This is a genomic window from Streptomyces sp. NPDC031100 (assembly GCF_055570785.1).
On record NZ_JBVIGN010000021.1, the window covers coordinates 76,994 to 90,985 of the forward strand.

13 protein-coding genes and 1 tRNA gene are annotated in these 13,992 nt (G+C 71.4%); 11 read left to right on the forward strand and 3 right to left on the reverse strand.

What is annotated here, in order from left to right:
- Positions 1-34 precede the first annotated feature (34 nt).
- Positions 35-316, forward strand: coding sequence for a hypothetical protein (locus ACZ5DS_RS39950; protein ID WP_468248736.1), 282 nt, complete (start codon positions 35-37; stop codon positions 314-316).
- A gap of 141 nt (positions 317-457) precedes the next feature.
- Here ACZ5DS_RS39950 and ACZ5DS_RS39955 read toward each other — a convergent pair.
- A tRNA-Arg gene (locus tag ACZ5DS_RS39955) sits at positions 458-530 on the reverse strand.
- A 271-nt stretch (positions 531-801) separates the two neighbouring features.
- Between ACZ5DS_RS39955 and ACZ5DS_RS39960 the strand changes: the two genes are divergently transcribed.
- The 4 genes from ACZ5DS_RS39960 (at position 802) to ACZ5DS_RS39975 (ending at position 7,285) form a co-directional block, all read left to right on the forward strand.
- Positions 802-2,409, forward strand: coding sequence for a dynamin family protein (locus ACZ5DS_RS39960; protein ID WP_468248739.1), 1,608 nt, complete (start codon positions 802-804; stop codon positions 2,407-2,409).
- A 3-nt stretch (positions 2,410-2,412) separates the two neighbouring features.
- On the forward strand, positions 2,413-4,770 hold the full coding sequence (locus tag ACZ5DS_RS39965; RefSeq protein ID WP_468248741.1) for a YfjP family GTPase: 2,358 nt from the start codon (positions 2,413-2,415) through the stop codon (positions 4,768-4,770).
- A gap of 386 nt (positions 4,771-5,156) precedes the next feature.
- Positions 5,157-5,627 (forward strand): single-stranded DNA-binding protein, encoded by a 471-nt coding sequence (locus ACZ5DS_RS39970; protein ID WP_468248744.1) that lies wholly within the window; start codon positions 5,157-5,159, stop codon positions 5,625-5,627.
- Between the two features lie 248 nt (positions 5,628-5,875).
- Positions 5,876-7,285 (forward strand): Cys-Gln thioester bond-forming surface protein, encoded by a 1,410-nt coding sequence (locus tag ACZ5DS_RS39975; RefSeq protein ID WP_468248746.1) that lies wholly within the window; start codon positions 5,876-5,878, stop codon positions 7,283-7,285.
- A 34-nt stretch (positions 7,286-7,319) separates the two neighbouring features.
- Here the strand turns inward: ACZ5DS_RS39975 and ACZ5DS_RS39980 are convergent, their stop codons facing one another.
- Complete coding sequence (locus tag ACZ5DS_RS39980; protein WP_468248747.1) at positions 7,320-7,709, reverse strand: hypothetical protein; 390 nt, start codon at positions 7,707-7,709, stop codon at positions 7,320-7,322.
- Between the two features lie 190 nt (positions 7,710-7,899).
- On the opposite strand from ACZ5DS_RS39980, the gene ACZ5DS_RS39985 reads away from it, so the two are divergent.
- From ACZ5DS_RS39985 to ACZ5DS_RS40005, 5 genes are all read left to right on the forward strand, one after another.
- Complete coding sequence (locus ACZ5DS_RS39985; RefSeq protein ID WP_468248749.1) at positions 7,900-8,772, forward strand: hypothetical protein; 873 nt, start codon at positions 7,900-7,902, stop codon at positions 8,770-8,772.
- Between the two features lie 426 nt (positions 8,773-9,198).
- Positions 9,199-9,414: a hypothetical protein gene (locus ACZ5DS_RS39990; RefSeq protein ID WP_468248751.1), complete on the forward strand. Its 216-nt coding sequence runs from the start codon at positions 9,199-9,201 to the stop codon at positions 9,412-9,414.
- Positions 9,415-9,654: 240 nt separating this feature from the next.
- The gene (ettA, locus tag ACZ5DS_RS39995; RefSeq protein WP_468248754.1) at positions 9,655-11,319 is read left to right on the forward strand and encodes an energy-dependent translational throttle protein EttA; all 1,665 of its coding nucleotides are present in this window, start codon (positions 9,655-9,657) and stop codon (positions 11,317-11,319) included.
- Positions 11,320-11,325: 6 nt separating this feature from the next.
- Positions 11,326-11,739 carry an acyl-CoA thioesterase gene (locus ACZ5DS_RS40000; RefSeq protein ID WP_468248756.1) on the forward strand — a complete coding sequence of 138 codons (414 nt, stop codon included), beginning with the start codon at positions 11,326-11,328 and terminating at the stop codon, positions 11,737-11,739.
- Entirely contained in the window at positions 11,736-12,413 is a 678-nt protein-coding gene (locus tag ACZ5DS_RS40005) for a DUF8185 domain-containing protein (protein WP_468248759.1), read from the forward strand. Before ACZ5DS_RS40000 ends, ACZ5DS_RS40005 begins: the two co-directional genes overlap by 4 nt.
- Positions 12,414-12,500: 87 nt before the next feature.
- On the opposite strand, the gene ACZ5DS_RS40010 is transcribed toward ACZ5DS_RS40005, so the two are convergent.
- Positions 12,501-12,911, reverse strand: a complete 411-nt coding sequence (locus ACZ5DS_RS40010) for a globin (protein WP_468248761.1) — start codon at positions 12,909-12,911, stop codon at positions 12,501-12,503.
- A 99-nt stretch (positions 12,912-13,010) separates the two neighbouring features.
- Here ACZ5DS_RS40010 and ACZ5DS_RS40015 point away from each other — a divergent pair, with 99 nt between their 5' ends.
- Complete coding sequence (locus tag ACZ5DS_RS40015; RefSeq protein ID WP_468248763.1) at positions 13,011-13,988, forward strand: methyltransferase domain-containing protein; 978 nt, start codon at positions 13,011-13,013, stop codon at positions 13,986-13,988.
- Positions 13,989-13,992: the final 4 nt, after the last annotated feature.

Consider the following 13,992-nt stretch of genomic DNA (forward strand, 5'->3'; position numbering starts at 1 on the left):
CGCAGATCGCTTCCGCTCGACCAACGGAGAAGTAATGCGCAAGTTTCAGAAGGCCGTCCTCGTGGGCGCCGCCGTCCTCGGCAGTGTCGGCTCCTTCGGCGTCAGCACCGCCTCCGCACACGGTGAGCCGGGCCATGACCTCGACATCGCGCAGAGCACCGAGTGCCGCTCGCACGACATGAACATCAACGTGCTGGGCAGCGTCGGCGCCGTCAACGGCCTGGCAGGCAACCTGCTGAACGGCGAAGGGTCGCCGGGTGCGCAGCCCAACCACCTCGGCTCGGACATGGGCTGCAACAGCCGGGCGCTGGGGTGACGAACCCCGCAGAAACCGTGTGACAGCCGGACAGCGCCGGACCCTCCCCGAGACCACCGGGGGAGCGTCCGGCGCTCTGCTGTGTGCGGCTGCGTCGCCCCGAACGGCAAAACGCCCTCCCGGAGGGAGGGCGGACACGGGCGCCCCCGGCAGGACTCGAACCTGCGGCCAAGCGCTTAGAAGGCGCCTGCTCTATCCACTGAGCTACGGGGGCCTGGTGCGGGACAAGGATAAAGCTCCCCGTTCCTCGACCCTGCTGCTTCGCCTCCGTGGCTCGATGTGGAGGTTCGGTGAAGCGGTCCTGATAATCGCAGGCAGGTACGAATCGTGCACCGCTTTTGGCTCCCGACGCACAGGGTGTTGTGCACTCGTTATGCCTGGACTGTGCCTGCGTCCCAGTCGTGCCATACGTCCGATGTGTTCCATCGGCGCGCTGAGATGTCCATATGCTTCAGAAATCCCCTAAAATTGGGCATTCTTCGCATGTGGTGACCTTGGACGTTCGGCCTCAGCTGCTCGACACTCTCTCCGCTCTGCGCGACCGTGTCGCCGCCGCACGCTTTCCGCTGCCCCTGGCCGGGGCCCCACGCGCGCGTGCCAACCGCGACGAACTCCTGGCGCAGCTAGACGACTACCTGCTACCCCGGCTGCGGGACCCGGAGGCGCCCCTGCTGGCCGTGGTCGGCGGGTCCACCGGTGCCGGCAAGTCGACCCTCGTGAACTCGCTCGTGGGACAGCGGGTCACCGAGGCCGGCGTGCTGCGGCCGACCACCCGGACACCGGTCCTGGTCTGCCATCCGGAGGATCATCACTGGTTCAGTGACATGCGCGTGCTCCCCGACCTCACCCGCGTATGGGCGCCCCAGCAGGAGACGGGCGACGATCTCCTGCTGCCCGGCGGCGAACCGACGCGCGTGCTGCGCGTGGAGACCGTCGAGACCCTCCCGCGCGGGCTCGCCCTGCTCGACGCCCCCGACATCGACTCCCTGATCGCCGACAACCGCGTCCTGGCCGCCGAACTGATCTGCGCCGCCGACGTGTGGATCATGGTCACGACGGCCGCGCGATACGCCGACGCCGTCCCCTGGCATCTGCTGCGCACCGCCAAGGAGTACGACGCCACCCTGGTGAGTGTCCTCGACCGTGTGCCCCACCAGGTCGTTGCGGAGGTCTCCCGCCAGTACGGTGCCCTGCTCACCAAGGCCGGCCTGGGCGACGTACCCCGCTTCACCGTGCCCGAGCTGCCCGAGTCCGCGTGGGGCGGCGGACTGCTGCCCGCCACCGCCGTGGCAGCCCTGCGGACCTGGCTCGTCCATCACGCCCAGGACAACGCGGCCCGCCGGCAGGTCATGGCCCGTACGGCGTACGGCCTCCTCGACTCGCTGAAGTCGCGCCTGCCCGAGCTGGCCGGCGCCGCCGCCGCCCAGTACGCGGCCGCCCTCCGGCTCACCGCAGCCGTGGACAGCGCCTACGACACCGAGCACGCGCGCGTGCACGGCCGGCTGCAGTCCGGGGCCGTGCTCGCCGGAGACGCGCTCAAACGCTGGCGCGCCTTCCCCCTCGACTGCACCGCGGGCGAACTGCTCGACGCCCTCGTGGGCAGCCTGGCCGCGCTGCTGCTGTGCTCCGTCACCGCCGCCGACGAACGTGTCGACGACCTCTGGCGGCGCGAGCCGGCCTCCGAGGCCCCCGGACTCGCCGACCGCGGCCTCTCCCAGGAGCGAGCCGAGCACCGCATCGGGCTCGCGGTACGGCGCTGGCGGCGCGAGCTGGAGGAGTACGCCGAGGACGAGGTGCGGGAACTCGAGCACAGCACCGCTCCCGATGCCGAGGCCGTCGCCGCCCTGGTCGCCACCGCGCTGCTGGGCGGGCGCCGGGCGCGCAACGCGGGCGAAGGGCTCGCCGAGCGGATCGGCGCCCACGGCGCGCTGCGGCTGCGGGACCGGGCCGGGCGTCTGCTGACCGAGCACGTCGACCGCGTCATGCACGCCGAACGGGAGCGGCGCCTCGCCCCGCTCGACGCCCTGGACGTCAACGCCGATCCCCAAGCCGAACTCATCGCCGCGCTGTCCGTACTGCAGAAGGAGAGGTGACCGGTGACCGCCGTCACTGACCACGACCACACGGACCACACGGATCGCATGGAACACATGGACCACACGGACCACATGGAGCCTGCGGGCGGATCCGGGGGAGTGCAGCCCGGGCCCGGAGGCAAGGCCGAGCCCGGCGACGTCCACCCACAGGTGGACGGGGGCTCCGCCGAAGTCCCTCCGGGCAGGACGCCGTCCCCGGACCGCGCCGCGCAGGCCGCTGCCGGCACCCGGGACGAGGCCGGGGCCGGGGAGGGCGGCGAGGCCGCGGCCGGGAAGCGGGACGCGGCGACGGACGGCGCCGTGCACGCGCCCGTACCGGAGGAGCAAGTCGAGGCCGAGTGGCTCGAGTGGGTGTCCAAGGACCGTGGGGAGAGCGAGCGGCTCGCGCGCGTACCCGAGGCGAACGGGGACAGGGAGCGGCACGCGCGCGTGAAGCCCAGCGAGGCCAAGACCAAGGCCAAGGTCGAAGCTGAGGCCGAGATCGAAGCCAAGGCCAAGGCCAAGGCCAAGGCCGAAGGGGGCGCCGGCACCGGCAGCGGGTCTTCTCCCCCTCGCCATGCCCGCCCCAAGGGGGGCGAGACGCCCGGCCCGGGCCCTGTCCCCGGCCCCGCCTCCGACGCGGAGACCGACCCCGAGGGCGCCTGGGACGACGGTCTCATCGCGCGGCGCGTGACGGAGAGCAACTCCGCCGCCCTCGCCGCCGAGCGCGCCTCCGTCCTGGAGGGACCCTCCCGCAGCCCGGCCAGCCACACCCCCGCACCCCTGGCGTACGACGGCCCCCTGCGCTCCCGCCTCGACGCCCTGCGCGAACTCGTCGGCCTCTCCCGCACCCGCCTGGACAGCCGTACCCTCTCCGAGGCCGGCCGGGTCCTGGACGAGGCGGCCGCCCGCCGCAAGCTCTCGGGCCGGCACACCGTCGTCGCCATCGCAGGCGCGACCGGAAGCGGCAAGTCGCAGCTGTTCAACGCGCTGGCCGGGGTGGCCATTTCGGAGACCGGCGTACGACGCCCGACCACCGCGGCCCCCATCGCGTGCAGCTGGAGCGACGGCGCGGCGAGCCTCATCGACCGGCTCGGCATCCCCGGCCGGCTGCGCCGACGCCCCGTGCAGAGCGCGGAGGGCGAGGGCCAGCTGCGCGGACTGGTGCTGATCGACCTGCCCGACCACGACTCCGCCGCCGTGGAACACCGCACACAGGTCGACCGGATCCTCAAGCTGGTCGACGCCGTCATCTGGGTGGTCGACCCCGAGAAGTACGCCGACGCCGTGCTGCACGAGCGCTATCTGCGGCCCATGGCCGGCCACGCCGAGGTCATGTTCATCGTGCTCAACCAGGTCGACCGGCTGCCCGGAGAGGCCGCCGACCAGGTCCTGGACGATCTGCGCCGGCTGCTCGACGAGGACGGCGTCGCGCTCGGCGAGTACGGTGAACCCGGCGCCACCGTGCTCGCGCTGTCCGCGCTCACCGGTGACGGTGTCGGCGAACTGCGCGAGTCGCTCGGCCAGTTCGTGGCGGAGCGCGGCGCGGCGGCCCGCCGGGTCGCGGCCGACCTGGACGCGGCGGCAGCCGACCTGCGGCCCCTCTACGCCACCGGCCGGCGCGTCGGCCTCAGCGAGGAGGCACGGGAGGAGTTCTCCGCCCGGCTCGCCGACGCGGTGGGCGCCATCGCGGCCGGCGAGGCCGCCGAGCGCGCCTGGCTGCGCAGCGCCAACCGCGCCTGCGGCACGCCCTGGCTGCGGCTGTGGCGCTGGTACCAGCACCGCGGCGAGCACACGACCGGCCGGTTGCCGGTGCGGGCCGCCCAGGCGGACGAGGAGGCCACGGCACGCCAACGGGTCGAACAGGCGGTGCGTACAGTGTCCGACCGGGCCTCGGCGGGGCTGCCGGCGCCGTGGGCGCAGGCGGTGCGCGAGGCGGCGGTACGCGGCTCCCACGGACTGTCCGAGGCGCTGGACGAGCTGGCGGAGCGGGCCGGACTGCCGCCGGGACGACCGCCCCGCCCGGGGTGGTGGCCGGTGGCCGTACTGGTCCAGGCGGCCATGACCCTGCTCCAGATCGTGGGCGGCGCGTGGCTGGCGGGGCAGATCGCCGGAGTCATGGCGCCCAACCTGGGCGTGCCCGTGCTGCTCATGGTGTGCGGGATCGTCGGCGGGCCGTTCGTGGAGTGGGGCTGCCGGATGGCGGCCCGGGGGCCGGCGCGGCGCTACGGCCAGGACGCGGAACGCCGGCTCCGGGAGGCGGCCGCGAGCTGCGGCCGGGCCCGGGTCCTCGATCCGGTCGCGGCGGAGCTGCTGCGGTACCGGGAGGTGCGGGAGCAGTACGGGCGGGTGGCGCGGAGCGGGGCCGGAGCGAGGTGAAGTCGGTGGAGTGAGGCCCGGGCGAGCGCGGTGCGGGTGTCTCGACCCGGGTGACATCGAGGGGGTCGGCTGGGCCGCCGGGGGGTGGGTGAGCGGCCCGCGGGCAGGTGGGGCACTCGTTCGGGTGATCGGGTTTTCCACAGGCGCGAGGCCGTCCACAGCGCTCAGCGGGCCCGGCCCGACGGAGGCAGTCTGATGCCACGGCGATCGCGCCGCACGTCCGATGACAGCGAGAGCGAAAGCGCGGGCGAGCGGCGTCGGCGATCGGCGTGGCGTGTGACGGCGTACGCGGATCGTGCGCGCCGGCACGGCAGACGCAGCCGTACGGGAGGGGCCCGTACGCGTGTCCGCCCGGCCGAGGGGCCGGGGCGAGGGAGGGGTTCGCGATGAACGAGACCGTGGTGTGCGTGGTGGGCAACGTGGCGACGCAGCCGATCTACCGGGAGCTGGCGGCCGGCCCGTCGGCGCGGTTCCGGCTGGCGGTGACCTCGCGCTACTGGGACCGGGAGAAGAGCGCCTGGACGGACGGGCACACCAACTTCTTCACGGTGTGGGCCAACCGTCAGCTCGCCGTCAACGTGGCGGCGTCGGTGGAGGTGGGGCAACCGGTCGTCGTCCAGGGCCGGCTGAAGGTGCGTACGGACCAGCGCGAGGGACAGCAGGGCTGGACCTCGGCCGACATCGACGCGGTGGCCATCGGCCACGACCTGGCGCGGGGCACCGCGCTCTTCCGCCGCGCGGCCAAGCCGGAGGCACCGGCGGTGGCACGCCCGGAGCCGAGCTGGGAGACGCCGCCCGCCGAGACGCCGGACGGCGAGACGGCCCAACAGCGCCCGGAACCAGCGGCGGTGACGTGACGTAAGCCGGGCTGCGGCTTGTCGGCGAACCGCTCCGAGCACCCACCCGAATCGGTGGATTTGTCGATAAGCCCAGCTCATATGTCGCCCAGGCGATAACGATTCCGGATCGGATAGGCCATCAGACGATCTGACCGGCCGGGCGGGGTCCGCGTGATCCATAGGATGCCGGGCGTGGCCCTCGGGGCTGCCGATTCTGCTGGTGGGACCGTCCCCCACGTAACGGGTCCTGCTCGAAGGGGAATTCTGTGCTTGCTGCGTTCTCTGGGTTTCCTCGGTCCGTCACCGCGGCCCGCCTCGGCGCCGTGACGCTGGTGTCCGGCCTGGTGGCGGCGGGTGTGCTGTCCGGCGCCGGTACGGCCGTGGCCGACGGGACACCGCAGACCCAGGGCGGCGCGACGGCCACGATCAACGGCCTGAAGATCTACGGCGATGCCGTGATCCACGAGGACGGCGGCGACCAGCAGGTGGCCGCGGGCCTGTTCGAGATGTCGGTGGACGGCGGCGGCACCCTGCAGACGTACTGCGTCGACCTCCACAACCCCACCCAGCGCGACGCCCGTTACCAGGAGACCCCCTGGAGCGGCACCTCGCTGGGCACCAACAAGGACGCCGGCCGGATCCGCTGGATCCTGCAGAACTCCTATCCGCAGGTCAACGACCTCGCCGCGCTCGCGCGGAAGGCGGGCGCGAGCGGCCTGACCGAGCAGGACGCGGCGGCCGGCACCCAGGTGGCCATCTGGCGCTACTCGGACGGCGCGAAGGTCGACGCCGTCGACCCACAGGCCGAGAAGCTCGCCGACTACCTGGAGAAGAGCGCCCGCGGGGTGAACGAACCGCAGGCCTCACTGACCCTGAATCCGCCCGCGGTCTCCGGCCGCCCCGGTGATCTGCTCGGGCCGGTGACCGTGCACACCAACGCGGACAGCGTGACGGTGAGCCCGCCGGCCGACGCGGCCACCAGCGGCGTACGGATCATCGACAGGACCGGCAATGTGATCACGTCGGCGAAGGACGGCAGCGAGCTGTACTTCGACGTCCCCGAGGACGCGGCGGACGGGGCCGCGGACCTGACGGTCCAGGCCTCCACCACCGTTCCGGTGGGCCGCGCCTTCGCCTCCGAGAGCCGCAGCCAGACCCAGATCCTGGCCGGCTCCAGCGAGTCCACGGTCTCCGCGACCGCGAGCGCCACCTGGGCGGCCAAGGGCGCCATACCGGCGGTGTCGGCCCGGAAGAACTGCGCCAAGGGCGGCGTGGACATCACCGCGGCCAACAAGGGCGACCAGCCCTTCACCTTCGAGCTGCTGGGAGAGGAGCACACCATCCCCGCCGGGACCTCCCGCACGGTGACGGTCCCGCTCCAGGAGGACCAGCCGTACGACTTCACGATCACCGGCCCGAACGGCTTCAGCCACCGCTTCACCGGCGTCCTCGACTGCAAGACCCAGGGCGCGCTCACCACCAAGTCCACCCAGACCCTCGGCGAGCCCACCCCCACCACGATCGGCGGCAACCCCACCCCGCCCGACACCGACCTCGCGGCCACGGGCGGCTCCGCGATCACTCCGCTGATCGCCGGGGTGGCCATCGGGCTGGTGGTGATCGGCGGGGCGGTGCTGGTGATACTGCGCCGCAAGGAGACCCCGGCCGGCGACTGACCTCGCGATCAGCCCCACGAACGCGCGGCGAACCTCATCCGTCCCGGTTCGCGGAGGCGATCACGGAGGACACGACGGCGGTCGCGGCGAGGCTCCCCAGCATGACCAGTCCCACGCCGATCACGAAGAGCCCGCTGGAATCGTCCGACCAGTCGGCATAGGCGGCAACGGTGAGGCCGGCCGTGGTGCCGAGCACTGCGCCGGCGATGTAGTGCCGGTACGCCGCCCAGCACACCGGTACCAGCAGAGTCAGCACCAGCCCGATCACCTGCCATGCCTCGTACGGGCCGGTCGTCGTGCCATCGGGGTGCACGTCACGTTGCTGGTCCCAGCCCAGCCAAGCGGCCCACACCGCCAGCGACATCCCGGCCAGCACGAAGATCGACAATAGTTGGGGAACGGTTCTCAGCAGTCCTCGATGCATGACCCAAGCGTTTCGGCCCACCTCATCGCCGACCAGAGCGCCGGTACTCATTTCCACCTGGGTACATGAGCGAGCGGCCCCCCAGAGGTTGGAATCGAGCGAGCACGTAGGGTGACATCCGATCGGCCTGTCCCCACGACGCCTGACCAGCGTCGGACGACGGGCGGCCGCATCTACGGAGGGAACAGACGTGAAGAAGACCACCGTCCGCTGTGCGGCCCGGGCCGGCGCCATAGCCGTGCTCGCGGCCGCAGCCCTGGCCGGCACCCCTGCTGAGGCCGTCCCGGACGACGATGCTCCCCGGCTGACATACTTCGGACCCCTTCCGAAGATCACGGTAGGCGGGGACGTCGAGTTCAACGCGTGGAACGTGCCTGCCGGGACGGACAAGGTGGTCGTGAGCTCGCCTGCACTCGACGGGCCGATCCAGCTCGTCCCGGCAAAGGACGGGCAGGGCCTGTTCGTCGAGAAGGACGCAGCGCCGGAACCGGGCACCCGAGATGACATCGACCCGGGAACCTATCCGGTCACCGCGAAGGCCGGCGGTCGCGTCATCGCCACCGCGCGACTCGCCGTCGTACCGAGGTTCTCGACGCCGACCCGCCGGTTCGTCGTCTACCCGAAGGACGCACCGGCGTGCAACGGCACTCCGACCTTCGTACGGCCTGGCAGTGACGCCTATGTGGTGGTGACCCTGGAGCCGACGGAGACGCCCAAGGACGCACTGACCGTCACCTCGCGGGCGTTCCGGCACGATGTGCACCTCAAGGAGGGCGGCGTCGGCCTGGACCGCTGCCTGGCCGATGACGGCACCACCGTCTACCAGGGGCGCGCCCAGGTACGTGACGACCTTCCGCCCGGGGACTACGACATGGCGCTGGCCGGCCGCTTCGGGCGGCAGACGCTCACTCAGAAGGTGACCGTGGCAGGAGAGGCCGCGCACGACGCTGCGTCTTCGGTTTCCTGGCCGGCCGTCGGCGGTACCGCGGCAGGAGCGGTCCTGATCGCCACCTCGGGCTTCGTCGTGAGGCGCAGGCGGCGAAAGACCGCCGTCTCCTCCTGAGGACCACCCACCGTGCGGCCTGAGGACCACCCACCGTGCTGCCTCCGCTCCTGCGTCGGCCGGAGACCACGTGGGAGAACGCCAAGACCATCACCGCGGGCGACTTCACCGGGTCGAACCAGTTCGATCTGCTGGTCCGCTGGGTGGACGGCGAAGTGACACTGTACGGGGACGTCGGCACCAAGGGCCTCAACGGGGCCGGCACCCAGATGATCAAGCCGAACGACCTCTGGAAGAACGCGCCCCAGATCGCGGCGGGCCGGTTCAACGCCTCCCAGTACGTCACCGATCTGATCGTTCGCTGGGTCGACGGTGAACAAGAACGACACGTGGCAGCACGCCACGCTGCTCACGAGCGGGGAGTACTCCGGCAGCGCCAAGTGGGACCTCATGGTCCAGTGGAGCGACGGCGAACTGGACAACTAGGTGAACACCACCACCTCCGGCCTCGGCACCGAGCAGCGCATCCAGAACCCCAACGGCCTCTGGACGCACAACAAGGTGATGACCACCGGCGACTTCACCCCGGACAACCGCACCGACGACCTCGTCATCCGCTGGTCGGACGGCGAGACCACGATGTACGCGGACACGAGCGCCGCCCATCTCGGCACGGAACACAACCTCGTGCCGAAGGCGTGACAGGCGACGGGCGGCCCGATCCCGGGCTGTCCCCAGGCCGTCCCCGGGCCGTCCCCGAGCCGTGCAAGGCCACCCGACGTCGACCAGCGGCGACCGACAGTGACCGATTGCCGTCGGCAGTAGCCGCGAAACCCCAGGTCAGCGCCCCCGCAGCTAACGGGTTTCCGCCCAGGGGTAGCCGTACGGCAAGATGGGGTGTATCTGCCCACTGCCAGATTTCAAGCTGCCGGACGGTTTCTCTTGGCTGAGTACATCTACACCATGCGCAAGGCGCGCAAAGCGCACGGCGACAAGGTGATCCTCGACGACGTCACCCTGAGCTTCCTGCCGGGGGCGAAGATCGGCGTCGTCGGGCCGAACGGCGCGGGCAAGTCGACCGTCCTGCAGATCATGGCGGGACTGCAGCAGCCGTCGAACGGTGACGCCTTCCTCTCCCCGGGCTACAGCGTGGGCATCCTGCTCCAGGAGCCGCCGCTGAACGAGGAGAAGACCGTCCTGGAGAACGTCCAGGAGGGTGTCGCCGAGATCAAGGGCAAGCTCGACCGGTTCAACGAGATCGCCGAGCTGATGGCCACCGATTACTCCGACGCGCTGCTCGACGAGATGGGCAAGCTGCAGGAGGATCTGGACCACTCCAACGCGTGGGACCTCGACGCTCAGCTCGAGCAGGCCATGGACGCGCTGGGCTGCCCGCCGGGCGACTGGCCCGTCACCAACCTCTCCGGTGGTGAGAAGCGCCGTGTCGCGCTCTGCAAGCTGCTGCTGGAGGCCCCCGACCTGCTGCTCCTCGACGAGCCCACCAACCACCTCGACGCCGAGTCGGTGAACTGGCTGGAGCAGCACCTCGCCAAGTACGCGGGCACCGTCGTCGCGATCACCCACGACCGGTACTTCCTGGACAACGTGGCCCAGTGGATCCTCGAGCTGGACCGCGGGCGCGCCTACCCGTACGAGGGCAACTACTCCACGTACCTGGAGACCAAGGCCACCCGTCTCAAGGTCGAGGGCCAGAAGGACGCCAAGCGGCAGAAGCGGCTCAAGGAAGAGCTGGAGTGGGTCCGCTCCAACGCCAAGGGGCGGCAGGCCAAGTCCAAGGCCCGTCTCGCGCGGTACGAGGAGATGGCTGCCGAGGCCGAGAAGATGCGGAAGCTGGACTTCGAGGAGATCCAGATTCCGCCGGGCCCGCGTCTGGGCAACGTGGTCGTCGAGGTCGACAAGCTCAACAAGGCCTTCGGTGAGAAGGTCCTGGTCGACGGACTGAGCTTCACGCTGCCGCGCAACGGCATCGTGGGCGTCATCGGCCCGAACGGCGCCGGCAAGACCACGCTGTTCAAGATGATCCAGGGCCTGGAGACCCCGGACTCCGGCGACATCAAGGTCGGCGAGACCGTCAAGATCTCCTACGTCGACCAGAGCCGCGAGAACATCGACCCGAAGAAGACGCTGTGGGAGGTCGTGTCCGACGGGCTCGACTACATCAACGTCGGACAGGTCGAGATGCCGAGCCGGGCATACGTGTCCGCCTTCGGGTTCAAGGGGCCGGACCAGCAGAAGCCGGCCGGTGTCCTCTCCGGTGGTGAGCGCAACCGCCTCAACCTGGCGCTGACCCTGAAGCAGGGCGGCAACCTGCTGCTCCTCGACGAGCCCACCAACGACCTCGACGTGGAGACCCTGTCGTCGCTGGAGAACGCGCTGCTGGACTTCCCCGGCTGTGCCGTCGTCGTCTCCCACGACCGGTGGTTCCTCGACCGCGTCGCCACGCACATCCTCGCCTACGAGGGTGAGTCGAAGTGGTTCTGGTTCGAGGGCAACTTCGAGTCGTACGAGAAGAACAAGATCGAGCGGCTCGGCCCGGACGCCGCGCGTCCGCACCGCGCCACCTACAAGAAGCTGACCCGGGGCTGATCGATCTTGCGCCACATCTACCGCTGCCCCCTGCGCTGGTCCGACATGGACGCGTACGGCCATGTCAACAACGCGGTCTTCCTCCGCTATCTCGAGGAGGCTCGTATCGACTTCTTCTCCCTGCGGGGCGACGAGTCCAAGCAGGGGTCCGTGGTGGCGCGCCATGAGATCGACTACCGGCGCCAGCTCGTCCACCGGCCCACGCCCGTGGACATCGAGCTGTGGGTCACGGAGGTCAAGGCCGCGTCCTTCACCGTCTCCTACGAGGTGAAGGACGCGGACGTGATCTACGTACAAGCCTCCACCGTGGTCGTCCTGTTCGACTTCGAGGCGCAGCGGCCGCGCCGGATCACCGACGACGAGCGGGCGTTCCTCCAGAAGTACCGGGACGAGGCCGACGAGGAGGCCGTCGCCGCATGACGGTGCTGCACCTCGCCGACGAGACGGAGGCGGCCGACCTCGCCGCCTTCCTCTCCCGGCTGCTCCACTACGACCGTGGAGCCGCGGTGCGCCTGCAGGCGGCCGGGACCGCGCTCGCCGTGTTCGGGCGGCCGCCGTCCTTCGAGGTGCTGGCGGTCCGCGCGGTGCGGCTGGCCAAGCCGTACGAGAACGGGCTCGACGTCACGCTGGACGTGACCGTCTCCGCCGGTGAACTCCTGGAGTCCGTGGACGAGCGGGCCGCCACGGCCGCCGTTCCGGCCGCGGTCACCGGGCCGCCGTGGGCCGGTGTGCTGCCGCCGCGCGGCGGCTGGCAGCCCGAGCCGGGGCTGCCCGCGCCGGACGTGCTGCGTACGACGGTCGCCGCGGCCATCGCCGAGTTCCGGTCCCGTACGGAGGAGTTGGCGCCGGAGCGGCGTACCCGTGCGGAGCTGGACCGGATCGGACGGGACATCTGGTCCCGGGAGACAGGGGAGACCGGGCTGCCGGTGCGGGCCGTGCACGCGGCGCAGTCGCTGGGCTTTCTGCGGCCGGGGGTCGGCGCGGCCGACACCGGGCTGTTCTCCTCCGGGGCGTGGCTCAGGCTGCGGACGCCGTACGGATCCGTCGCGGTGCGGCGGGCCGGGCTCGGCACCCTCGGCGTCAGCGTGCGCTGACCGGGCCCCGGACAGATGGCGGCGGCCCGGGCGCCCGCCGACTCCAGGAACCTGAGCATGAGTCCTGGCAACAGGACCCACTCCCGCTCAGTCTCCGGAAACGGTGTTCACCATCGACTGGGCCGCGTACGTCAGGTAGTTCCACAGCGTCCGCTCGTGCTCCTCGGACAGCCCCAGCTCGTCGACCGCCACCCGCATGTGCTTCAGCCAGGCGTCGTGCGCGGCCCGGTCCACGGTGAACGGGGCGTGCCGCATGCGCAGCCGGGGATGGCCGCGGTTCTCGCTGTACGTGGTGGGCCCGCCCCAGTACTGCATGAGGAACAGCGTCAGCCGCTCCTCGGCCGGGCCCAGATCCGCCTCCGGGTACATCGGCCGCAGGATCGGGTCCTCGGCGACTCCCTCGTAGAAACGGTGGACGAGCCGACGGAAGGTCTCCTCCCCGCCAACCTGCTCGTAGAAGGTCTGCTCCTGAAGCGTGCCGCGCCGAATCTCACTCACCCGTCCATGGTCTCAGACGCAGTGACCCAGGACTCAAGGCCTAGGACCGCCCGCACCGGCTTCGCCCTACGAGCACGGGTCCGCCCCTACTGTGGAGCCATGGGCGCCTACGACACCGGGATCGACGCTCTCGCCGCCGCGGCGCGGGCCGCGTTGGTGCGGGAGATCGACGCCGAGGGGGTCTGGGACGAGGACCCCGTGTGGCGGGAGGCGTTCGAGGAGGTGCCCCGGCACCTGTTCGTGCCGTACTACTACGTCGGTGCCGAGAACGGCTACGAGCGCCGCTGGGGTGAGAGCCCGGACCCCGAGGACCGGGAGCAGTGGGTGCGCGGTGCCTACGACGACACCCCGCTGGCCACCCGGCTGCGCGACGGCGAACTGCTCACCTCCAGCAGCCAGCCCTCGTTGATGGCACGGATGCTGGTCGCCCTGCGCGTGGAGGACGGCAACCGGGTCCTGGAGGTGGGCGCCGGCACCGGCTACAACGCGGCCCTGATCGCCCATCGGCTCGGCGACGACGACCTCGTCACCACCATCGATCTGGAGCCGGAGATCACCGAGTCGGCCCGGCAGCACCTGGCCGCGGCCGGCTACCACCCGGTCGTCGTCACCGGCGACGGCGCCCGCGGGGTGCCCGAACGGGCGCCCTTCGACCGGATCATCGCCACCTGCACGCTGCCCACCGTCCCGCGCGCCTGGCTCGCCCAGTGCAACCCCGGCGCACGCGTCCTGGCCCCGCTGGCGACGGGCCTGCTCGCCCTCACCGTCCAGGACGCCGAGCACGCCGAGGGCCACTTCCTGCCCGGCCCCGCCTACTTCGTGCCGCTGCGCGGCACGGGCCGGGCCGAACCCCGGTTCGTGTCCCTGCACGGGCTGCCGCGGCGGGCCCGCGTGGACGAGCTGTTCCGCTTTCTGCTCGCGCTGACCCGGGGCGCCCTCGACCCGCAGGAGGCCTACGCGCTGTGGGAGCGCGAGGGCAGGCCGGAGCGCGACCGGTACGGCGTCACGGTCGACGGCGAGCGCGTGTGGGCGTGGCTGGACGACCCGGAGGGGCCGTACACCTGGCCCCTGCGCTGATCGT